At 72.6% G+C, this 22,710-nt stretch carries 15 protein-coding genes; 14 read left to right on the top strand and 1 reads right to left on the bottom strand.

What is annotated here, in order from left to right; genetic code table 11:
* Positions 1-185: 185 nt before the first annotated feature.
* Positions 186-1,910: a chitinase gene (locus ACZ516_RS08880; RefSeq protein ID WP_469009274.1), complete on the bottom strand. Its 1,725-nt coding sequence runs from the start codon at positions 1,908-1,910 to the stop codon at positions 186-188.
* 842 nt (positions 1,911-2,752) lie between these two features.
* On the opposite strand from ACZ516_RS08880, the gene ACZ516_RS08875 reads away from it, so the two are divergent.
* From ACZ516_RS08875 to ACZ516_RS08810, 14 genes are all read left to right on the top strand, one after another.
* Positions 2,753-4,231 (top strand): sugar transferase, encoded by a 1,479-nt coding sequence (locus tag ACZ516_RS08875; protein WP_358908937.1) that lies wholly within the window; start codon positions 2,753-2,755, stop codon positions 4,229-4,231.
* Positions 4,232-4,304: 73 nt separating this feature from the next.
* Complete coding sequence (locus ACZ516_RS08870; RefSeq protein WP_361082470.1) at positions 4,305-5,621, top strand: nucleotide sugar dehydrogenase; 1,317 nt, start codon at positions 4,305-4,307, stop codon at positions 5,619-5,621.
* Positions 5,611-6,891 carry a glycosyltransferase family 4 protein gene (locus tag ACZ516_RS08865; protein WP_469009271.1) on the top strand — a complete coding sequence of 427 codons (1,281 nt, stop codon included), beginning with the start codon at positions 5,611-5,613 and terminating at the stop codon, positions 6,889-6,891. Before ACZ516_RS08870 ends, ACZ516_RS08865 begins: the two co-directional genes overlap by 11 nt.
* Positions 6,888-8,282, top strand: coding sequence for a Wzz/FepE/Etk N-terminal domain-containing protein (locus ACZ516_RS08860; protein ID WP_469009270.1), 1,395 nt, complete (start codon positions 6,888-6,890; stop codon positions 8,280-8,282). The genes ACZ516_RS08865 and ACZ516_RS08860 overlap by 4 nt, the downstream gene beginning before the upstream one ends.
* Positions 8,279-9,844, top strand: coding sequence for a Wzz/FepE/Etk N-terminal domain-containing protein (locus tag ACZ516_RS08855; protein ID WP_469009268.1), 1,566 nt, complete (start codon positions 8,279-8,281; stop codon positions 9,842-9,844). The genes ACZ516_RS08860 and ACZ516_RS08855 overlap by 4 nt, the downstream gene beginning before the upstream one ends.
* Before the next feature lie 3 nt (positions 9,845-9,847).
* On the top strand, positions 9,848-11,776 hold the full coding sequence (asnB, locus tag ACZ516_RS08850) for an asparagine synthase (glutamine-hydrolyzing) (RefSeq protein ID WP_358908931.1): 1,929 nt from the start codon (positions 9,848-9,850) through the stop codon (positions 11,774-11,776).
* Between the two features lie 24 nt (positions 11,777-11,800).
* Positions 11,801-14,005, top strand: a complete 2,205-nt coding sequence (locus tag ACZ516_RS08845; RefSeq protein ID WP_469009267.1) for a bi-domain-containing oxidoreductase — start codon at positions 11,801-11,803, stop codon at positions 14,003-14,005.
* Positions 14,002-15,978 carry an alginate lyase family protein gene (locus tag ACZ516_RS08840; protein ID WP_469009265.1) on the top strand — a complete coding sequence of 659 codons (1,977 nt, stop codon included), beginning with the start codon at positions 14,002-14,004 and terminating at the stop codon, positions 15,976-15,978. The genes ACZ516_RS08845 and ACZ516_RS08840 overlap by 4 nt, the downstream gene beginning before the upstream one ends.
* Positions 15,975-17,492 (top strand): right-handed parallel beta-helix repeat-containing protein, encoded by a 1,518-nt coding sequence (locus ACZ516_RS08835; RefSeq protein ID WP_469009264.1) that lies wholly within the window; start codon positions 15,975-15,977, stop codon positions 17,490-17,492. Before ACZ516_RS08840 ends, ACZ516_RS08835 begins: the two co-directional genes overlap by 4 nt.
* A 1-nt stretch (position 17,493) precedes the next feature.
* Positions 17,494-18,786: an O-antigen ligase domain-containing protein gene (locus ACZ516_RS08830; protein ID WP_469009262.1), complete on the top strand. Its 1,293-nt coding sequence runs from the start codon at positions 17,494-17,496 to the stop codon at positions 18,784-18,786.
* An 8-nt stretch (positions 18,787-18,794) separates the two neighbouring features.
* Positions 18,795-20,039, top strand: coding sequence for a glycosyltransferase (locus tag ACZ516_RS08825; RefSeq protein WP_469009261.1), 1,245 nt, complete (start codon positions 18,795-18,797; stop codon positions 20,037-20,039).
* Positions 20,036-21,271, top strand: coding sequence for a class I SAM-dependent methyltransferase (locus ACZ516_RS08820; RefSeq protein WP_469009259.1), 1,236 nt, complete (start codon positions 20,036-20,038; stop codon positions 21,269-21,271). The genes ACZ516_RS08825 and ACZ516_RS08820 overlap by 4 nt, the downstream gene beginning before the upstream one ends.
* Positions 21,268-22,062 carry a sugar phosphate nucleotidyltransferase gene (locus tag ACZ516_RS08815; RefSeq protein ID WP_469009257.1) on the top strand — a complete coding sequence of 265 codons (795 nt, stop codon included), beginning with the start codon at positions 21,268-21,270 and terminating at the stop codon, positions 22,060-22,062. Before ACZ516_RS08820 ends, ACZ516_RS08815 begins: the two co-directional genes overlap by 4 nt.
* On the top strand, positions 22,059-22,709 hold the full coding sequence (locus tag ACZ516_RS08810; RefSeq protein WP_358577635.1) for a PIG-L deacetylase family protein: 651 nt from the start codon (positions 22,059-22,061) through the stop codon (positions 22,707-22,709). Before ACZ516_RS08815 ends, ACZ516_RS08810 begins: the two co-directional genes overlap by 4 nt.
* Position 22,710 lies beyond the last annotated feature (1 nt).

Here is a 22,710-nt window from a genome sequence, read left to right as displayed (position 1 = left end):
CGGCGATCCAGGCGTCAGGGACAGAACCGACAGTGATTGCGCCGCGAGGTCGGGCGGGTGTTGTTCGCTCCTCCAAAACCTGTCCGCAGTGCGAGATGATCACTCTCGGCGAGAGCCTCCCGACCTCTGCGCGGCTAGCCTCCACCCTCCGTCCCGATCGGTTCCGGCAGCGGGTCGGGGCCTGTCTACGGCAGGCCGTGCACCTTCGGGCCGACGGCGTTCGACCAGGCGTGGCCCGCCGTGGCGTCCCAGTTCGTGGACCACGTCATGGCGCCGCGCAGCCCCGGGTACGTCTTCGACGGCTTGAAGGAGCCGCAACCGGTGCCGCGGGTCAGGCAGTCGAGGGCGTTGTTCACGACCGAAGGGGCCACGTAACCGCTGCCCGCGCCCCGCGTCGACGCCGGGACGCCGAGGCCGACCTGCGACGGGTCGAGACCGCCCTCCAACTGGATGCAGGCGAGCGCGGTCAGGAAGTCCACGCTGCCCTGGCTGTAGACCTTGCCGTCACAGCCCAGCATCGAACCGCTGTTGTAGTACTGCATGTTGACGACCGTGAGGATGTCCTTCACGTTGAGCGCCGTCTGGAAGTACGCGCCGGACGTGGACTGCATGTCGATGGTCTGCGGCGCCATCGTGAGGACCAGCTTGCCGCCCGCCTTCGCCGAGAGCAGGCGCAGCGCCTTGGTCATGTAGGTGGGGTTGAGTCCGTTCTCCAGGTCGATGTCGACGCCGTCGAAGCCGTACTCCCGCATCAACGCGTAGGCACTGTCGGCGAACGCCGTCGCGGAGGCGTCGCTGTTGACCGCGACGCTGCCCTTCTCGCCGCCGACGGAGAGGATCACGGACTTGCCCGCGGCGTGCTTCGCGGCGATGTCCGCCTTGAAGTCGGCGGTGGAGGCGTAGCCGACGGCCGGGTCCAGGGTGAAGGCGAGCCGGCCCGGTGTGCTGGTGGCGTCGGCGAAGGAGACGGCGATGATGTCGTACTGCGGCGACACGTCCCGCAGCTTCTGCACGGTCGCGCCGTTGTCGAAGTTCTGCCAGTAGCCGGTCAGCGCGTGCTTGGGCACGACACCGCCGTCACCGTCGCCGCCGCCCTTGGCGGTCCTGACGGAGACCGCCGTGGACTTCGCGGACTCGCCCGCCGCGTTCGTGGCGCTGACCTGGAAGCTGTACGTGGTGTCCGGCGCGAGGCCGGTGACGGTCGTGGCGGCGCCGCCGGGGGAGGCGACCTTCGTGCCGTCGCGGTAGACGGTGTACCCGGTGGCCGTGGACACCGGGGACCAGGACAGGTCCACCGACGTGGACGTCGCCGTGCCCGCCGCGAGGCCGCTCGGCACCGCCGGTATCTCCACCGGGTCGGTGCCGCCGCCCCCGTCGGGCCCGAAGACGCTGACATCGTCCACGAGGTACGCGCTCTGCCCGTACCAGCCGTGCGTGTACACGGTGACCGACGTGCTGTTCGCGCCGGTGGTGAAGGTGGTGTTCAGCTGTTGCCAGGACGAGTTGCCCGGGGTCCACGTCGACACGTCCGTGGTGCCGGTGCCCCGGACTCCGAGGTAGGCGTAGCTGCCCTGCACCCAACTGCTCAGCTTGTAGGTCGAGTTCGGCTTCACCGACACGACCTGGGAACACTCGGCGGTGTCCTGGCCCGAGGGGGTGGCCTTCAGCGCCTTCGTGCCGCCGTGCACGGGGGAGGTGACGGCGGCGCCGCTGTTCGCGGTGCAGGTCCAGTTGCTCAGGCCCGACTCGAAGCCGGCGTTCTTGGCGACGTTGACGTCGGCCGCCGCGGCGTCCGCCGACTGCGCGGGAGTGGCGAGCGCGGTGACGGTGAGCGCGGCGGCCGCACCCGCGGCGACCGCCGCGCCGATTCTCCGGCGAACGCCGGATCCGCCCTGACGTACACGGTCCACGGGGTGCCTCCAGGGAGAGGTGAAGGAGTGAACGGGCGGCAACCACCGCCGCTGTGCGCCAAGTTGGTCCAGACCAATAGAGTTGTCAAGGTCCTGGGCAGGGTGCACGTGCTCGGCGGGGTGGACCTCGCGCCGGGTCGGCGCCTCGCAGGCCGTCGTGTCATCGCCGTCCGCGGCCGCGGCCCCCACCGCCCCTGGCGCGGCGGCATGTTCATATTCGGCCGCTCACCGCCGCCCCAAAGGACCGGGCGATGGGGCTCGGAATCGGTCAGCTTCAAAGCGTGGGCACAAGTTACACACATCCCCTCTCCATACCGGCCTCGATGGTCTAGATTGACCGTGCTTCAGCAGTTCGGCCCGAAGCGGCCATGGTTGAGCTTTCATTATTGATCTTTGGGTTCGGCGCGGGGGCAGCCGCTAATCGCGTCCCCGCACCGCGCGTGGGGGTGATCAATTACGGGGGCACGAGAGGGCCTTGGGCGCAGGGGGCATCCGAGGTTTCCACGGGTTTCCGCGTGTGTCGGGAGTTCGGCGAGTCGGGCGAACCCGGCACCGCTGAAGCATGTTGTTCAAGCAGCAATTGTGCCCTGTTCAAATAATTCGGCGACGTGGTAATGCGTCGGCGATGCGGTGATGACGTCGGAAATGGCTGAGACGGCTGTGACGGTCGAGGCGGCCGGGACGTCAGATGCGGGAGGCGAGCCTCCCGGGGGGAGAAGCAGCGCGGTGCGGGAGGCGGGGGCCTTCCGGGGAGGAACGGCGCGGCGCGGGAGGCGGGGGCCTCCCGGGGAGCAGCGGGGTCGGGCGAGCACGTCGAACCAATGGTGACCTTGGGGGGTCCTGTGCAACAGGGGGAATTAGTCAACCCGTTTCCGTCGGCACGCGGGCATGTGGCGGACGGAACGATCAGTCGCTCCGTCGACGACTGGGAACAGCGCTACCGCCGTGCGGTGATCACCAGTGACACCGTGGGCACCGCCTTCGTCGTGGCATCCATCGGCATCTTCTTCGGGGCCAGGGACGCGGCCAACTGGCACGAGAAATGGGGGATACTCGCATTCGGCACCGAACTTCTCGTGCTGGCGGCCCTCGCGCTGAGCCGGGCGTGGGCCCCGGTCGTACTCGGTCAGGGCGCCGAGGAATTCCGCCGGCTCGGCCGCTCGCTGTTCACGGCGGTCGTCGTACTGGCGCTCGGCGGAATCGCCCTCACCTCGCGCAACATCAAACTCTGGATCTTCGTCGCCGTACCCGCCATCGCGCTCGTCACCATGACCCAGCGATATCTGCTGCGTCTTTGGCTGCACAAACAGCGCAATGAAGGGCGGTGCCTGCGACCGGTGCTCGCCGCCGGGAGCGTCGCCACCGTGCTCGACCTGATCGCCAGGGCCCGCAGATTCCCGCACCTCGGCTGGCGCGTGGACGCGGTGTGCACGACGGACGGCCTCGGGACGCACGGCGACCAGCTGGACGGAGTGCCCGTCGTCGGCAGGCTGACGGACGTCGCGGGCCACGTCCGCCGCGACGGCTACCGGGTCGTCGCGGTCACCCCGGACCCGCACTGGTCCCCGGACCGGCTGCAACGGCTGGCCTGGAACCTGGAGGGAAGCGACGCCGAGATGGTCGTCGCCCCCGTCCTGATGGAGGTGGCGGGACCCCGGCTGCACGTCGACGCGGTGCTCGGCATACCGCTGCTGCGGGTCAGCATGCCGGCCTTCACCGGGGGCCGCCGCGTGGTCAAAGAGGTCGTCGACCGGCTGGGCGCGGCGCTCCTGCTGCTGCTGTTCGCACCGCTGATGGTGCTCGTCGGGCTGCTCGTGCTCGCCGACAGCCGGGGCGGTGTGGTCTACCGCCAGCGCAGAGTCGGCAAGGACGGCCAGGAGTTCACCATCTTCAAGTTCCGCACCATGGTGGCCGGCGCCGATCGCGTCCGCGCCGAACTGGCCGACCGCAACGAAGGCGCCGGCCTGCTGTTCAAGCTCCGCCAGGACCCCAGGGTCACCCGGGTCGGCACGGTGCTGCGCCGGTACTCCCTCGACGAGCTCCCGCAGCTCTTCAACGTGCTCACGGGCTCGATGTCGCTCGTCGGCCCCCGGCCACCGCTGCCGGAGGAGTCCGCCGCGTACGGCCCGGACATCCGGCGGCGGCTGCTCGTCAAGCCCGGGCTCACCGGCCTGTGGCAGATCAGCGGACGCAGCGACCTGCCGTGGGACGAGGCGGTCCGGCTCGACCTGCGCTACGTGGAGGACTGGTCGCTCGCCCTGGACGCGGTGATCTTGTGGAAGACGCTGCGCGCGGTGCTCCATGGACAAGGGGCCTACTGATGCGCGGGGAGCGCCGGGGGACCGGCGCACGGACGGCGGGCCGCGAGGGCCCGCCCGGGGGGAGGAACGCGTCATGAGGGTGAGCGTCTTAGGGCTCGGTTACGTGGGCTGCGTGTCGGCCGCGTGCCTGGCCGGCAACGGCCACGAGGTCATCGGCGTCGACATCAACCAGGTGAAGGTCGACCTGGTCAACCAGGGCAAGGCCCCCGTGGTCGAGGAGCGGATCGGCGAACTCACCGCCGAAGCCGTGCGGAGCGGGGCGTTGCGCGCCACCACCGACGTCCGCGAAGCGGTCATGGGCAGCGACGTGTCGCTGGTCTGCGTGGGCACACCGTCGGCGCCCAACGGCAGCCTGTGCACCACCTACCTGGAGCGGGTCACCGAGCAGATCGGTGCCGCGCTGGCCGAGCGCGGCGGGCGGCACACCGTGGTGTTCCGCAGCACCATGCTCCCCGGCACCTGCCAGAACCTGCTGGTGCCGATCCTGGAGAAGTACGTCGGCGGCACCGCCGGGGTCGACTTCGGGGTCGCCGTCAACCCCGAGTTCCTGCGCGAGGGCACGAGCGTGCGGGACTTCTTCGACCCGCCCAAAACGGTCGTGGGCGAGCTGGACCCGGCGAGCGGTGACGCGGTGCTCGCGCTGTACGAGGGCCTGCCCGGCGAGGTGTTCCGGGTACCGGTCGCGACGGCCGAGGCGATCAAGTACGCGGACAACGCCTTCCACGGCCTCAAGATCGGCTTCGCGAACGAGCTGGGCGCGGTCTGCCAGGCGCTCGGCGTGGACTCGCACCAGGTGATGGACGTGTTCCTGGCCGACCGCAAACTGAACATCAGCCCCGCCTATCTGCGGCCCGGCTTCGCCTTCGGCGGCTCCTGCCTGCCCAAGGACCTGCGCAGCCTGGTCCACGCCGCACAGCGGGCCGACGTCTCGGTGCCCATCCTCTCCCACGTGCTGCCCTCCAACTCCGCCCACCTGCAACGCGCCGTGGAGCTGGTCGAACGCACCGGCAAGCGCAAGGCGGGCCTGTTCGGACTGTCCTTCAAACCCGGCACCGACGACCTGCGCGAGAGCCCGCTCGTGGAGCTGGCGGAGAGGCTGCTCGGCAAGGGCTACGACCTGAAGATCTACGACGCCAACGTCAGCCTGTCCCGGCTGCTCGGCGCGAACCGCGAGTACATCGAGACCCGGCTGCCGCACCTCGCGCAGCTGCTCGCGGACTCCGTCGACGAGGTGCTGGAGCACGCCGACGTCGTACTGATCGGCACCAGGGACCCGGCCGTCGTCGCGGCGCTGCCGCACGGCGATCAGCCGGCCATCGTGGATCTCATCCGCCTTCCGGACGCCGAGGCGCGCCGGACCGAACCGGGGTACATGGGCCTTGCTTGGTGACACGACGTCCGGGGACATAGCCGGCGGCGACCGGCCGGGCCGGCGCGCCCTGATCCTGGTGGAGAACCTGTCGGTGCCGTTCGACCGGCGCGTGTGGCAGGAGTGCACGACGCTGCGCGACGCCGGTTGGGAGGTGCACGTCATCTGTCCCCGCGGACACAAGCGGGACACGGAGGCGGAGGCGGAGATCGACGGGGTGCGGATCCACCGCTACCCGTTGCGGGCGGCCACCGGAGGCCCGGCCGGCTACCTGCGGGAGTACGGCACGGCGCTGTGGCACACCGCCCGCCTCGCCCGCAAGGTCGGCCCGGTCGACGTCGTGCACGCCTGCAACCCGCCCGACCTGCTGTTCCTGCCCGCACTGTGGCTCAAGCGGCGCGGCGCGCGGTTCGTCTTCGACCAGCACGACCTGGTGCCCGAGCTGTACCTGTCCCGGTTCGACCGGGGCGAGGACCTGCTCTACCGCGCCGTGTGCGGGCTGGAACGGCTGACCTACCGGGCCGCCGACGTCGTGCTCGCCACGAACGAGAGCTACCGGGACGTCGCCGTGCGCCGCGGCGGCGTGCCGCCGGAGGATGTCTTCGTGGTGCGCAGCGCACCGGACACCGACCGGTTCCACCCCGTGCCGCCCGAGCCCGAACTGAAGCGCGGCAAGCCCCATCTGCTGTGCTACCTCGGCGTCATGGGCCCCCAGGACGGGGTCGACTACGCCTTGCGGGCCCTCGCGAAGCTCCGCGACGACCTGGGACGGACCGACTGGCACGCCGTGTTCATCGGAGCCGGCGACGCCTTCGACGCGATGGTGGAACTGTCCCGCGGGCTGGGGCTCTCGGACCAGGTGCAGTTCACCGGACGCATCTCGGACGCCGACCTGGCACGCCACCTGTCCACCGCGGACGTGTGCCTGTCACCCGACCCCCGCAACCCGCTCAACGACGTGTCCACGATGAACAAGGTCCTGGAGTACATGGTCATGGGCCGGCCGATCGTCTCGTTCGACCTGCGGGAGGCCCGGGTCTCGGCCGGCGACGCCGCCCTGTACGCGTCCGGTGACGACGAGGGCGAATTCGCCGCGCTCATCGCCCTGCTCCTCGACGACCCGGAACAGCGCACCCGCATGGGCAAGATCGGCCAGGAACGGATCGGCGGGCAGCTCGCCTGGCGCAACTCGCAGGCGTCACTGCTCGCCGCCTACGCCGCTGCCTGCCGGAACCACACCCCGGTGTCGCCGAACCGCCCGGCCCGGGCGCGCAGGAGGCCGCACCGTTGAGCGATGATCCGATACGCCTGGTCACCATCGGGCGGATCCTCCGCCGGCGCCGACGGTTCCTGGCCGTCCTTGTCGTGCTGGGCGCACTCGTCGGCCTCGGCGCCTCGGTGCTGTTCCCGCCGCGCTACACGGCGTCGGCGTCCGTCCTGCTGCCCGGCCAGTGGGAGGAGCGCGAGCTGCTCACCCAGGCGGAGATAGCGGCCAGTTCGGCGGTGGTCGACCGGGCGGCCGCCACGCTGCGCTGGACGGACGGCGGCGGCGACCTGCGCGACCGCGTCGGCGCCGAGGCCGCCGACGGGAACATCATCAAGATCTCGGGCACGGCCGACACCCCGGAGCGCGCGCAGCAGCTCGCCGACCGGGTGGCCCAGCAGTTCGTCACCTTCGCCGCGCGGATCGGGGGCGGCGAAGGCGACCCCGAAGCCGCCACGGGACCCGAGGCGCTGCGCCGGAAGGTGGCCGAGACCAACCGCCGCATCACCGAACTGGGCGAGGCGGCCGACCCCGGCAGGACCGTCGAGAGCGTCCAGGCCCGCACCGCGCTGGAGAAGCTGCGCGCCTCGCTGGAGGAGGCCATGAAGAAACTGGACAAGGCGGACCCGGCGTCCAACACCGCCGGCATGGTCGTCATGGGCCCGGCGCCCCGGCCGACCGGCGAGGCCCCGCCGACCAGGACGCAGCTCATCGCCGGCGGGGCACTGCTGTTCTTCCTGCTCGGCATCGTCGGCCATCTCACCGCCGCACGCACGAACCGCCGGCCGCGCACCGAACCGGAGATCGCCGCGGCCCTCGGCTCGCCACTGCTCGGCACCGTCGACGTGCCCGAGGAACGCCGCCCGCACCGGCCGAAGGAGCCCGGCCTCCGGGCCCGCGTACGCCGCCTGCTCGGCCTCGACGTCCGGTGGGACGTGCCCGCCCCGCAGAAGTCCGGCGACGAGGACGCCAGACGGCTGCGCTACCGGCGGGTCCGCGCCCGCCTGCGCCTGCGGCTGCCCGTACCCCGAGGGCTGCTCGTCATCGTCCCCAAAGGCGACGACATCGCCCGCCGGGCCGCCGAGCAGCTCGTCGCCGAGGTCCGCGCCGAACCACGCCCGAACTCCGTGAGCGGCCCAGGCCCCACGCTGCGCATGGTGGAGGTGTCGATGTCCCGGCCGATCGTGCCGGACCGCGACACCGAGTCCGGCGCCGTGGTCGTCCTCAGCGCGGGCAGCTGGACCGCGCAGGAACTCGCCGGTGTCGCCGAGGCGTGCGCGGACGCCGGCCACGAGGTCGTCGGCACCGTCGTCGCCGGTCCGGTCAGGACCCGTCCGATGCCGTCGTCCGGCCCTTCGCCGCGGGACACTGGTCCCGCCCTCGCGGCCCGTGGCCAGGCACCGGGAGGTGCGGCGTGACGACGAGCACGACACCCGAACCGCCGGCATCCGCCCCGCTGCTCGACCTGCACGCGCTGGTGGTGGCCGTGCGCAGGCGCCGCCGCCTCTGGAGCGCCATGGCGCTGCTGGGGCTGCTCATCGGCGCCGCCGTGGCGGTACTGCTGCCGCCCCCACCGAGTGCGGTCACCAAGGTCCTGGTCACCCACAAGGAGGACCAGCCGAACGACACCGGAACGCTGATCCGTACCGACGTCGAGCTGCTGGGCACCACACGGATCGCCGGAAAGGCCCTGAAGATCCTCAAGTCCCCGGAGAGACCCGAGGACTTCCTCGAGGACTACCGGGGCACCGGTTTGACCAACAACCTGCTCCAGATCGATGTGACCGGCGCCAGCGAAGCGGACGCGGTGGCCCGCGCCGAGGCGCTGGCCGACGCCTTCGTCGCGGACCACGTACGGCGCATGCGGGAGACCGCGAAGGCGGAGGCCAAGGCCCTGCTCGACCAGCGGGACCGCATGCGGGGCGAGCTGGCCCAGGTCAACAAGGCGATCGGGAACCAGCCGGAGGGCGACCCTGCGGCCTCCGCGAGCATCGAGACCCTCTTCGCCCGCCGGGCCGAACTCAACTCCCGGATCGCCGACTTCGACCAGCGCGCCGCGGAAGCCCGCACCGGCACCCCGAAGCTCGTCGCCGGCACCCAGATCGTGGACGCCCCGCGCGCGGTGCGGCACTCCCTGCCCCGGGCCGCCGCCACCGACGCCGTGATCGGACTGGTCCTCGGGCTCGTCCTCGGCCTCGTGGTGGCCGCCGTCGGCGCGGTGGTCGCGGACCGCCCCGTGCTGCGCCGGGAGATCGCGGCCAACCTCGGCGCCTCCGTCCTCGCGGAGCTGCCCCCGGCCTCCCGCCGGCCGACCTGGCCGTGGCGGCGCCGGCGGACCCGCACGGCACACGAACGGCTCACCACGACGCTGGCCCGCACCGTGCGCGGCTCCACGGAACCGGTGTCCCTGCTGGAACTGGGCTGCGCGCGCAGCACGAGCGCGCTCGCCCTGGACCTCGCCGGGGCACTGGCGGCGGAAGGACCGGTGGCCGTCGTCGACGGCCTGCCCGCACCCGAACTCGACCGGGCCCGCAAGAATCCGCAGGGCCCGAGCGTGGTCACCGGCGAACAGGCCACCGCCCTGCCGCGCCACGTGCGCCGGCTCGGCGTCGGCTCGGTCGCGCCGGGCACGGCGTGGACCGACCTGCGTCATCTCGGCGGCCGAACCGTGCTCGTCGTGCGCGCCGGGCACGGCAGCGCCGCCTGGCTGCACACCGTGGCCCGGCAACTCGCCGACCAGCGCATCCCGGTCATCGGCGTGGTGCTGATCGACCCCGACCCGCGCGACCGCACCGACGGCACGCTGTGGGACGGGGCGTGCACCGCGCTGCGCGGCCCTCACGAGGCGGCCCGGCAGAGCGAGACGGGCAGGCCGCGCACGGAGCGGGCGCCCCGGCAGAACGGGACGGGACAGGCATGGCCGGAGCGGCCTTCGATGCCGGCCGCACGAGTCCCGGACAGCGACCAGGAGGCACGGTAGAACATGTGTGGCATCGCAGGCACTTACCTCTGGCCGGACGGAAAGGCCGTCACCGACCGGCTCACCGATGTCCTCGCCCACCGCGGCCCGGACGGAGCGGGCCGCTACAGCCACGCCGCCGGTGACGGCGAAGTACACCTCGGACACCGCAGGCTGGCCATCATCGACCTGTCCGGGACCGGCGCCCAGCCCATGGTCTCGGGCGGCCTCGTCCTGACGTACAACGGCGAGCTGTACAACGCGCCCGAGCTGCGCGCCGAACTGGCGGCCGCCGGGGCGCGCTTCCGCGGCACCTCCGACACCGAGGTGCTCCTGGAGGCGTGGCGGCGCTGGGGCACCGACTGCCTGCCCCGGCTGCGGGGCATGTTCGCCTTCGCCGTCTTCGACGAGCGCACCGGTGACCTGGTGCTCGCCCGCGACCAGCTCGGCATCAAGCCGCTGTTCCTGCTCCGGCGCGGCAAAGGCCTGATGTTCGCCTCCGAGCTGAAGGCACTGGCCGCCGTGAACGGCGGGTCGCTGGAGCTGGACCACGCGGCGCTGGTGGCCTCGCTGCTGTACTACTGGGTGCCCGACTCGCGCTGCGCGTTCCGCGAGGCGGAGAAGCTGGCACCGGGCAGCTGGCTGCGCTGCCGGGCCGACGGCCGGGTGGAGCGCGGCCGGTACTGGGACCTGAAGGAGGTCGCCGCCGCGGGCCGCGAGCGGGCCCGCGGTGGCGAGCAGCCGGACCTCGCCGCCGTCATCGAGGACTCGACCCGCCGGCATCTGCTCTCCGACGTCCCCGTGGCGACCTTCCTCTCCGGCGGTCTCGACTCCAGCTATCTCACCGCCCTCGCGGCCCGCCACCGGCCCGGGATCTCCGCGTACACGATCGGATTCCGCGCCGAGGACGCCAAGTTCGAGGCCATGCCGGACGACCTGCGCTACGCCCGGCAGGTGGCCGAGCGGTTCGGCGTCGACCTGCACGAGATCGAGATCGCCCCGAACGTGCTCGACCTGCTGCCGCGGATGACGTACCACCTGGACGAGCCGATCGGCGACCCGGCCGCGATCAACACGTTCCTGATCTGCTCGGCCGCGCGGGAGGCCGGCGTCAAGGTGATGCTCTCCGGGATGGGCGCCGACGAGCTGTTCGCGGGGTACCGCAAGCACCTGGCGAACGTGCTCGCCCTGCGCTACCAGCGCGTGCCGCGGCCCCTGCGGCGCGGCCTGTCCGGGGCCGTGAACCGGCTGCCGGTCGCCACGGCCCGCCGGGGATACCGCTCGGTGCGCTTCGCCAAGCGGTTCCTGTCCTTCGCGGAACTGCCGGAGGAGACCGCGTTCCGGCGCAGCTACACCATGTACGACCAGGACGAGCTGCTCGCCCTGATCGACCCCGACCTGGCCGGGACCGTCGACGACGTGCTGACCGAGCACGCGGACGTCTACGCGGACAACGACCTGGACGACTTCGTGAACCGCATGTGCCTGGGCGACGCCCGGATGTTCCTGCCGGGCCTGAACCTCGCCTACACCGACCGCTCCAGCATGGCCGCCTCGACCGAGGTGCGGGTGCCGTACGTGGACGTCGAGGTGGTCGAGGCGGCGTTCGCCGTGCCCGGTGACCGCAAGATCGTGGGCCGGCAGGGCAAGGCCGCCCTCAAGGAGGCGGCCACCTCCGTCCTGCCCCGGGAGATCGCGTACCGGCCCAAGGGCCTGTTCAGCGCCCCGCTGCGGGCCTGGATGAGCCGGGACCTCGCGCCCCTGGTGCGCGAGGTGGTCAACGACGGGCTGCTGGTGCGTTCCGGTTTCCTGCGGCGCGACGCGCTGGCGCGGATGGTCGCCGAGGACGCCGCGGGGCAGCGGGACTTCTCCAAGCACCTGTGGCATGTGCTGACGCTCGAGTACTGGTATCGCGGCGCGACCTCTGGCTCCGACCAGAGTCGAGCGGCTTGACGGCGTAGAGACAAGAGGACTTCGGTGAAACAGGTCGTACAGAACTACAAGAGCGGCGAGCTCGCGGTGCTCGACGTGCCGGTGCCCGCGTGCAAGCCGGGCGGTGTGCTGGTCCGCAGCGCCTATTCGCTGATATCCACCGGCACCGAGCTGATGAAGGTGTCCGAGGCCGGCATGTCGATGGTCGGCAAGGCCCGCTCCCGCCCGGACCAGGTGGCCAAGGTGATGCAGAGCGTGGCCACCAACGGGGTGCCCGCCACCTACCGCAAGGTGATGGGGAAGCTCGACTCCTACACGCCGCTCGGCTACTCGCTGTGCGGGATCGTCGAGCAGGTCGGCCCCGGCACCGACGATGTGGCGGTCGGCGACCTGGTGGCCTGCGCCGGGAACGAGCACGCGCTGCACGCCGAGGTGAACTGGGTGCCGAAGAACCTCTACGCCCGGCTGCCGGACGGCCTCGCGCCGCGCCACGCGGCCTTCGGCACCGTCGGGTCGATCGCCTTGCAGGGCGTCCGCCGCGGCGAGTCGCAGCTCGGCGAGGTGGCGCTGGTCATCGGCCTCGGGCTGATCGGGCAGCTCGTGGCGCAGCTCCTGACCGCCTCCGGGGTCCGCGTCGTCGGGGTCGACCCCGACCCGGAGCGCTGCGAGCTGGCCGTCCGGCTGGGCGCCGTGGCCTGCGGCGACCCCGCCGCCCCCGCCGTGGAGGCCGCCGTCGCGGAGCTGACCGGCGGCCACGGCGTGGACCAGGTGTACCTGGCCGCAGGCGGCACCGGCAACCAGCCCGTGGAGCTGGCCGCCCGGCTCTGCCGGGACCGCGGCCGGGTGGTCGACATCGGCAAGTGCCGCCTGGACCTGCCGTGGAACGCGTACTACGAGAAGGAGCTGGACGTCCGCTTCTCCCGCAGCTACGGCCCCGGGCGCTACGACCCGGAGTACGAACTGGAGGGACGCGACTACCCGATCGGCTACGTCCGCTGGACCGAGCGCCGCAACCTGGCGTGCTTCCTCGACCTCGTCGCCCGTGGCCGCGTCGACGTGGAGCCCCTGATCTCGCACGTCGCCGACTTCGACGAGGCCGTGGAGACCTACCGGCGGCTGAAGGACGGCGACCTCAAGGCCGTGGCCGTCCTGTTCCGCTACCCCGCCCCGGTCGCCGCGCCCGCCCCCGAGGCCGAAGCGGCGCCACCGGCGCTGACCGTGCCCGAGCCGCGCCGCGACGGCGCGCGGTCCGCACCGGCCAGGAGCGCCGGCACACCGGTGCGCCTCGCGTTCGTCGGCGCCGGGAACTACGCCACGTCGATGCTGCTGCCGCACCTGGCGGGGCGCGACGGCGTCGAGCTGTCGACCGTCGTCACCACGACGGCGCTGTCCGCGGCCAACGCGCAGCGGAAGTTCGGCTTCGCCGAGGCGACCACCGATCTCGACGCCGTGCTCGGCGACAAGTCCATCGACGCGGTGTTCGTCGTCACCCGGCACAGCTCGCACGCCGAGCTGACCCGCCGGGCACTCCTCGCCGGCAAGGCGGTGTTCGTGGAGAAGCCGCTGGCCCTGGACGAGGAGGAACTGGCCGGCGTCCTGGCCGCGGTGGAGGAGTCCGGCAACGACCGGCTCCAGGTGGGCTTCAACCGCCGGTTCGCGCCGCTGCTGCAAGAGGCCGCGAAGCGGTTCGGCGACCGCACCGGGCCGGCGCACCTCCGCTACCTGGTCAACGCGGGCCGCCTGGCGCACGGCAGCTGGTATCTGCGGGAAGGCACCGAGGGCTCCCGGTTCGCCGGTGAGGGCGGCCACTTCATCGACACGGCGAGCCGGCTGCTCGGGGCCGACCCCGTCTCGGTGTACGCGGTCGCGTCCTCCGGCCACGACGACCTCCAGGTCCTGCTGCGCTACCCCGACGGGTCCACCGCCACCATCAGCTACGTCACCACGGGCCCGGCCGGCTTCCCCAAGGAGACGCTGGACATGGTCGCCGACGGCCGCGCGCTGCGGCTCGACGACTTCGTCCGGGCCTCCGTCCACGACGGCAGCCGCAAGCGGTGGGTCAGCTCACGGCTGCCCAAGGCCCGCGACAAGGGCCAGTCCGCCGAACTGGCCGCGTTCGTGAGGGCCGTGCGGACCGGCGGACCGATGCCGGTGCCGCTGTCGTCCCTCGTCGCCACCACGGCGGCCACCCTCGCCGTGCCCGCCGCCCTGGCCGCCGGCGCGCCGGTGACGCCGGCGAGCGCGCGATGACCATGAGCGCGGGCTGGTACCTGCGGCGGCTCTCCCGGATGGGGCCGAGCGAGATCGGCGGCCGGGCGGTCGACGCCGCGCGCCGGCGGCGATGGCGGTCGGCCCGGCCGGCCTGCCCCGTCACGCGCGGCGCCCGGTTCACCTCGGTGCTGCCCGCCGGGGCGCTCGCCGTCGTGCCACCGGACGCCGCCAAACGCCTCGTCGCCGAGGCGGACCGGCTGATGACCGGGCACGTCGCGTACTTCGGCGTGGACCGCGACGACCTGATCGACCCCGACTGGTCGTACGACCCGAAGACCGGGCGCCGCGCTCCCGGGGGCCACGCCTTCGACGTGCCGTACCGCGACGAGGACGCGGTCGGGGACATCAAGCAGATCTGGGAGCTGTCCCGGCACCAGTACCTCACCGTGCTCGCCTGCGCCTACGCGCTCACCGGGGACGGGCGGTACGCCGAGCGGGTGGCCGAGCACCTGCGGTCGTGGTGGGCGGCCAACGCGCCGCTGCGGGGCGTGCACTGGATCAGCGGCATCGAGCTGGGCATCCGGCTCCTGTCCTGGGTGTGGGTCCGCCGGCTGCTCGACGGCTGGCCCGGCGCGGCCGCGCTGTTCGAGGACAACCCGGTGGCCGTCGACCAGATCTGGCACCACCAGCGCTGGCTGGCCGCCTTCCCCAGCCGGGGCTCCTCGGCGAACAACCACGTCATCGCGGAGGCCGCCGGGCAGGCCGCCGCGGCCTGCGCGTTCGACTGGTTCGACGCCTCGGCGCGGTGGCGGGCCGACGCGCTGCGGTCGCTGGACCGGCAGCTGCGCGCCAACACCTTCCCCTCGGGCCTCAACCGCGAGCTGGCCTCCGAATACCACGGCCTGGTGCTCGAACTCGGGCTGGCCGCAGTGGCCGAGGCGGACGCCGCGGACGTGCCCGTCCCCGCCACCGTACGGCTGGTGCTGCTGCGGATGACCGACGCGCTCGCGGCCGTCGTGGACGCTCGGCTGCGGCCACCGCGCCAGGGCGACGCGGACGACGGACACGGCCTGGTCCTCGACGGCGCCGGCACCGACCGCTGGGCCTCGCTGCTCGCCACCGGGGACGCCGTGTTCGGCCGCCTCGCCTGGTGGCCGCGGGTGACCGGCACCGACGTGCGCACCCCGCTGCTCGCCGCGCTCATCCGGCCGTACGCCGAGGCCGGCGCCGCTCCCGCCGTCACGCGCCCGGCGAGCCGGCCAGGTCACTTCGCCGACGCGGGCATGACCATCCTGCGCGGCCCGGCGGGCATCTGGTGCCGCTGCGACGGCGGCCCGCACGGCTTCCTGTCCATCGCCGCGCACGCCCACGCGGACGCGCTGTCCGTCGAGGTCCGGCACGACGGCGTCGACGTGCTCGCCGACCCGGGCACGTACTGCTACCACGGGCAGCCCGCGTGGCGGCGGTACTTCCGCTCCACCCTCGGCCACAACACCCTGCAGCTGGACGGCGCCGACCAGTCCGAGTCCGGCGGCCCCTTCCTGTGGACCCGCCACGCCCGCACCCGCGTCCTGGCCGCCGACACCTCCGGCCGGGACGTGGCCCGCTGGTGCGCCGAGCACGACGGCTACCGGCCGTCCGTGCACCGCCGCCGCGTGGAGCTGACCGCCGCGAGCCGGGAGCTGCGCATCACCGACGAGGTGCGCGGCCCGCGCCGGGACGCCCGCCTCGCCTTCCACCTCGGACCGGCGATCACCGCGGACCTGGTGGGCCACCGGGCCCGGCTCACCTGGACCCGGGACGGCGAGGAGCGCTCCGCGGTGCTCGACCTGCCCGAGCGGCTGGACTGGCGCGCGCACCGCGGCGAGAGCGATCCGCCGCTCGGCTGGTACTCCGCCGGCTTCGGACGCAGGCAGCCCGCCACCACGCTGATCGGCACCGGCCCCACCGACGGGGGGCGGGAGTTCACCACCCTGCTCACCTTCCACGACCAGGGGGGCGCGAGGGGATGAGATGGCGGAACTGGGCAGCGCCCGGGGCGGCCCTCGCCCTGCTGGCGAGCGGCTGTGTCGGCGCCCCGGACACCCCGGCCGAGCCGACCACCGCGCCCGCCGTGCCCGGAGCCCGCACCGTGGCCCGGGTGTGCGCCGAGCCCGCCGTCGCGCCCGCGAAGGCACCGGCGGGCGCCGTGACGGTCGACCCCGCCAAGACCGGTGACCTCGCCGCGAAGACCAAGAAGAACCCCCCGCACACCACGTTCTGGCTGCGGCCGGGCAAGCACAGGCTCAAGCCCGACCGCTACGCCCAGGTCATCCCGAAGAAGGGGAACCGCTACCTCGGCGCGCCGGGCGCGGTGCTCGACGGCCGCAGGACCAACCAGTACGCGTTCGGCGGCAGTGCCCGCGACGTCACCATCCGCCACCTGACCGTGCAGCGCTTCGTGGCCCCGCCGGACGAGGGCGTCGTCAATCACGACTCGGCCGACGGGTGGGTGATCGAGCACGCCAGGATCCAGCACAACTCCGGTGCCGGACTGATGGCCGGGGACCGCCAACGGGTCCGTGCCAACTGCCTGCGCGGCAACGGCCAGTACGGCATGAACGCCTACAAGGCCACCGGCCGCATCAGCGATCTGGTGGTCGAGGGCAACGAGATCGTCGGCAACAACACCGGCGACTGGGAGCGGCGGCGCAAGGGCTGCGGCTGCACCGGAGGCGTCAAGTTCTGGGCCGTCGACGGCGCCGACGTGCGCGGCAACTGGGTGCACGACAACCGCGGCACGGGGCTGTGGGCGGACACCAACAACAACGACTTCCGCATCGAGGACAACGTGCTCGAGGCCAACGACGGAGCCGCGCTGATCTACGAGACCAGCTACAACGCGGTCATCCGGAAGAACACGATCCGGCGCAACAACTGGGTCGAGGGCCGCACCTACGCCGACCGGGGCGACACCTTCCCCTTCGGCACCCTCTACGTGTCCGAGTCCGGCGGCGAACCACGGGTCCGGGCCCGCACCGACAAGATCGAGATCTACCGGAACCTGCTGGAGGACAACTGGTCCGGGATCACCCTGTGGGAGAACGCCGACCGGTTCTGCAACAGCCCCGCCAACACCTCCTCCGGTGACTGCACGCTGCTGGTGAAGAAGACCGACCGCTGCGCGCGGCCCGCCATCGCCACCGCGCCGCTCTACGCCGACTGCCGGTGGAAGACCCAGCGCGTGGACATCCACCACAACCGCTTCACGCTGGACAAGTCCGTCGTCAAGTGCACGCACAAGTGCGACCGCATGGCGGTCCTCGCCAACTACGGCACCTACCCGAACTGGTCGCCGTACCAGGGCGAGCGGGTGGCCGAGGCGATCACCCGCAAGCAGCACAACCGTTGGCACGACAACGCCTACCTCGGCGCGTGGACGTTCGTCGCCCACGACCCGAGCCGGGTGCTCGACTTCGGGCAGTGGCAGGCCGCGCCCTACCGGCAGGACGCGGGCAGCACCCTCGACCAGCGGACGGGTGGTTGAGATGGGCGCGGACCCGCGGCTCGGCACACTGCCGGGCGGACCGGACACGGTGGGCACGCGGCCCGGCGCCGCACCGCGCGCCGCCGGCGCACCGAGGATCGTCGGCGTCGTCTGGGGTCTGCTGGTCCTCAACACGCTCGGCTCCGCGGGTGCAAGGACCATCGTCCCGCTGCCCCGCTCCCTCATCCAGATGGTCACCATGGGCGCGCTGGTCGCGGCGTTCGCGCTGGCGCTCGCGGTCAACCTCCGGCTGCGCATACGGCCCAGCGCCTACGTCCTGCTGCTCACCTTGCTGCTCGTACCCAGCGTGATCTCCAGCGTGAACCTGGAGTCCGGGTTCGGCGCGCTGTTCCGGTGCGGACGGCTGGCGCTCTTCGTCGCCACGCTGTGGCTGCTCAGCCGCTGGTGGGACGGCGGCCCGACCTTCGTACGGCACCACATACGGATGTACTTCGCGGTGCTCGGCTCGGTCGCCGCCGGCGCGGCCATCTCGCCCGGCGCGGCCCTGCCCGAGCTGTACGGCGGGCGCCTCGTCGGCGCGCTGTGGCCGCTCACCCCGCCGCAGATCGGACAGTACGCCGCGGTGATCATCGGGCTGACCGTGCTGCTCCTCCTCGGCCGCCGCGCCGACCGGGCCGGCGCGGCGGTCGTCATCGTGCCCTCGCTCGTGCTGCTCGCGCTCACCCACACCCGTACGGCCACGCTCGGCCTGCTCATCGGACTGGCCGTGGCGATCGGCTCGCTCGTCATGACCAGCGCCGCCGCCCGCCGGTTCTTCGCCTGGGCGGTGCTGTGCGCCGCGGTGGCCGCGGTGGGGTTCGCCCCCGCGCTGCGGGCGTGGTTCCTGCGCGGGCAGAGCGAGGAGAACCTCACGAGCCTCACCGGCCGGGCCAAGGTCTGGGACGCCCTGCTGGCGGCGCCCCGTACGACCGGGCAGGAGCTGTTCGGCATGGGCCTCGGCGACAAGTCGTTCGGCGGCCTGCCGATCGACAACAGCTGGCTGGCGGTCTACCACGAACAGGGCTGGACCGGCGTCACCCTGGTGGCCGCCATCATCGCCGTCCTCGGCGGCGTGGCGTTGCTGCGGCCGCCGTCACTGGCCAGGGCCTGCGCGCTCTTCCTGATCAGCTACTGCGCGATCGCCTCGTACACCGAAGCGGGTCTGGGCGACGCCTCGCCCTACCTGCTGCACCTGGCCGTGGCCGCCTCGCTCCTCGCCGCACCCGCCCAGGGCCCGCCCGCCGCGGCGCCCGAAGTCCCCCGACGACGCGTCCCGCGATGGGCCAGGAGGTGACCGCAGGCATGCACGTTCTCGTGGTGCACAACCGCTACTCCTCGGCGCAGCCGAGCGGAGAGAACAACGTCGTCGACCAGGAGACGGCGCTGCTGCGCGCCGCCGGCCACCGGGTCGAGCTGTTCGAGCGGCGCAGCGACGACATCGCCGCCATGTCCCTGCCGGGCAAGGCCGCGCTGCCGCTCCTCGTGCCGTGGAATCCTGCGGTCCGCTCGGAACTCGCCGCCCGGCTGCGCGCCGAACGCCCGGACGTGGTGCACGTCCACAACGTCTTCCCGCGGCTCTCGCCCTCGGTCCTCGCCGCCTGCGCCGACGCCGGTGTGCCCGTGGTCGCGACCCTGCACAACTACACCCAGGTCTGCCCGCCCGGCACGCTCCAGCGGGAGGGCCGGCCGTGCACCGAGTGCGTCGGGGCGGCGCTGCCGCTGCCCGCCGTGCGGCACGGCTGCTACCGCGACTCGCGGCTCGCGACGGTGCCGCTCGCGGTCAGCCTGGCGGTCAACCGGCGGCGGTGGTGGACCGGCGTGGAGCGGTTCCTGTGCATCTCCGCGGCACAGCGCGACGTCCTGGTGCGGGCCGGCATGCCGGCCGAACGCCTCGCGGTCAAGCACAACTTCGTGCCCGACCCGGAGGTCCGCCGCTCGGGCGCCGGCGAACACCTGCTCTACCTCGGCCGCCTCGCGGAGGCCAAGGGGGTGCGGCTGCTCATGGCCGCGTGGGACGAGATCACGGCGGGCGGCGGCGTGGGCGTACCGCTCGTGATCGCCGGGGCCGGGCCGCTGGAGCGGGAGGTGACCGCCTGGGCGGCGGGCCGGGACGACGTGCGCTGCGTCGGCCTGTACGACCCGGCGCAATGCCGTCGGGCCATCGCGCGGGCGGTCGCCGTGGTGGCGCCCTCGACATGGCTGGAGGCGTTCGGCCTCGTGGTCGTGGAGGCGATGGCGGCCGGCGTCCCGGCCGTCGCCGCGGGGCACGGCGCTTTCGTCGAACTCGTCGAGGACGGCGTGGCCGGACTGCTGCACCGGCCGGGGGAGTCCGGCTCGCTCGCGTCCTGCCTGCGCCGGATCACGGTGCGGCCGGCCCGCAACCAACAGATGGGCCAGGCGGCCCGGCGCCGGTACGAGCGGGATTTCAGTCCGGCCGTCGGCCTGGAGCGCCTGGTGGAGGAGTACCGCACCGCGATCGCGGGACGGTCGGCACTGGCTCGCGGCGGGGACACCCGCGCGAACAGGGGGGATGGGGACAGCACATGACACGATGCAGGCTCTGCGGCTCCGAGGCGATGGCGAGCGTCGTCGACCTCGGGGCGACACCACCATGTGAGAGCTTTCTCGCCGCGGACCAACTGGACCGGCCGGAGCCCACGTACCCGCTGCACCTGCGGGTGTGCACCGACTGCTGGCTCGCGCAGATCCCGCCGCTGATCACGCCGGAGGAGACGTTCAGCGAGTACGCCTACTTCTCCTCGTACTCGACCTCCTGGGTGGAGCACGCGCGCACGTTCGTCGCCGACACCGTCCACCGCCTGGCCCTCGGTCCGGACGCCTTCGTGGTCGAGGTCGCGAGCAACGACGGCTACCTGCTGAGGCACCTGGTGGACCGGGGGATCCGCTGTCTCGGCATCGAGCCGTCGGTGAACGTCGGCGCGGCGGCACGCGAGGCGGGCGTGCCCACGCTCACGGAGTTCCTGAGCCCGGACACCGCCGCGGCCGTCCGCGCCGAGCACGGCCCGGCGCACCTCGTCGTGGCCAACAACGTGTACGCGCACATCCCCGACGTCATCGGATTCACCCAGGGCCTGCGCTCCCTGGTCGCCGACGACGGGTGGGTCTCCATCGAGGTGCAGCACCTGCTGACCCTGATCCGGGAGAACCAGTACGACACGATCTACCACGAGCACTTCCAGTACTACACGGTCGCCTCCGCGATCCGGGCCCTGGCGAGCGGCGGACTCACCCTCGTGGACGTCGAGTCGCTGCCCACGCACGGCGGCTCCATCCGGCTGTGGGCCCGGCCGGCCGAGGTGGCCGGCGAGCCGTCCCGGCGGGTGACCGACCTGCTGAGCGAGGAGAAGGCCGCCGGACTCCAGGAGCTGTCCGGCTACACCGAGTTCTCCGACCGGGTCGCCAAGGTCCGCCGCGACCTGCTGCGGTTCCTCGTCGAGGCCGCCGAGCGTGGCGAGACGGTCGTCGGCTACGGCGCCCCGGGCAAGGGCAACACCCTGCTCAACCACTGCGGCATCCGGCCCGACCTGCTCCCGTACACGGTCGACCGCAACCCCTACAAGCACGGCCGGTTCACCCCCGGCAACCGTATCCCGATCCTGCCGCCCGAGCAGATCGCCGCCGACCGGCCCGACTACGTCCTCGTCCTGCCCTGGAACCTGCGGGCCGAGCTGGTCGAGCAGCTGTCCTTCGTCCACGAGTGGGGCGGCCGCCTTGTCTTTCCCGTCCCGGAACTGAGCATTGTCGAGGTCAACTCATGAAGGTCGTACTGTTCTGCGGCGGTTACGGGATGCGGATGCGCAACGGCGCCGCCGACGACGTGCCCAAGCCGATGGCGATGGTCGGCCCCCGGCCGCTGATCTGGCACGTCATGCGCTACTACGCCCACTTCGGGCACAAGGAGTTCATCCTGTGCCTGGGCTACGGCGCGCACCACATCAAGGACTTCTTCCTGCACTACGAGGAGACGACGTCCAACGACTTCGTGCTGCGGGGCGGCAGGACGGAGCTGCTGTCCACCGACATCGCCGACTGGACGATCACGTTCGCGCAGACGGGCATCGAGTCACCGATCGGGGAGCGGCTGCGCCGGGTGCGCCACCACCTGGACGGCGACGAGATGTTCCTCGCCAACTACGCCGACGTGCTCACCGACGCCCCGCTGCCCCAGATGATCGAGCAGTTCGCCGGGCGCGACGCCGGGGCGTCGATGATGGTGGTGCCGCCGCAGTCCTCGTTCCACTGCGTGGAGCTGGGCGAGGACGGGCTGGTGGAGGGCATCACCGCGGTGAGTGAACTGCCGCTGTGGGAGAACGGCGGCTACTTCGTGCTGCGCCAGGAGGTCTTCGACCACATACCGGAGAACGGTGACCTGGTCGCCGACGGCTGCCACCAACTCGCCAAGCGCGGAAGGCTGGTGGCGCACCGCCACCGCGGCTTCTGGAAGCCCACCGACACCGTGAAGGAGCGGGCCTCGCTCGACGCCGCCTACACCCGCGGCGACCGCCCGTGGGCCGTGTGGGAGCGGGACGGCGCCGGGGTGGGCGCGTGATCCGGCTCGGCACCGCGCGACCCCTGGCGCGGATCGTGGCGGTGGGCGCGCACTGCGACGACATCGCCATCGGCGCCGGCGGCACCCTCCTCGCGATGTGCCGGGCCCGACCCGGTCTGCGCGTCGACGCGATGGTGCTCTCCGGCGGGGGCGGCGAGCGGGAACAGGAGGAGCACGCCGCGCTCACCGCGTTCTGCCCCGGCGCCGAACTGCGGCTGACCGTCCTGAAGTTGGCGGACGGTCGGCTGCCGGCGCAGTGGGAGGAGGCCAAGGCCGCGGTCGAGGACCTGCGCGCCAGGACCGAACCCGACCTCGTGCTCGCGCCGCGCACCGACGACGCGCACCAGGACCACCGCGGCCTGGCGAAGCTGATGACCACCGCGTTCCGCGACCACCTCGTGCTCGGCTACGAGATCGCCAAGTGGGACGGCGACCTCGGCCGCCCGGCGGCGTACCAGCCGCTGCCGGCGCACATCGCCGAGGAGAAGGTGCGGCTGCTCCAGGAGCACTACCCCTCACAGCGCCACCGGCCCTGGTACGACCGGGAGGCCTTCCTCGGTCTGGCCAGGATCCGCGGCATCGAATGCCACGCCCGCTACGCCGAGGCGTTCGCCGTCACCAAACTCACGCTCGATCTGGGAGATTGAA

This window comes from Streptomyces sp. NPDC034037 (assembly GCF_055575715.1).
This window is presented reverse-complemented; position numbering and strand designations above follow the sequence as displayed.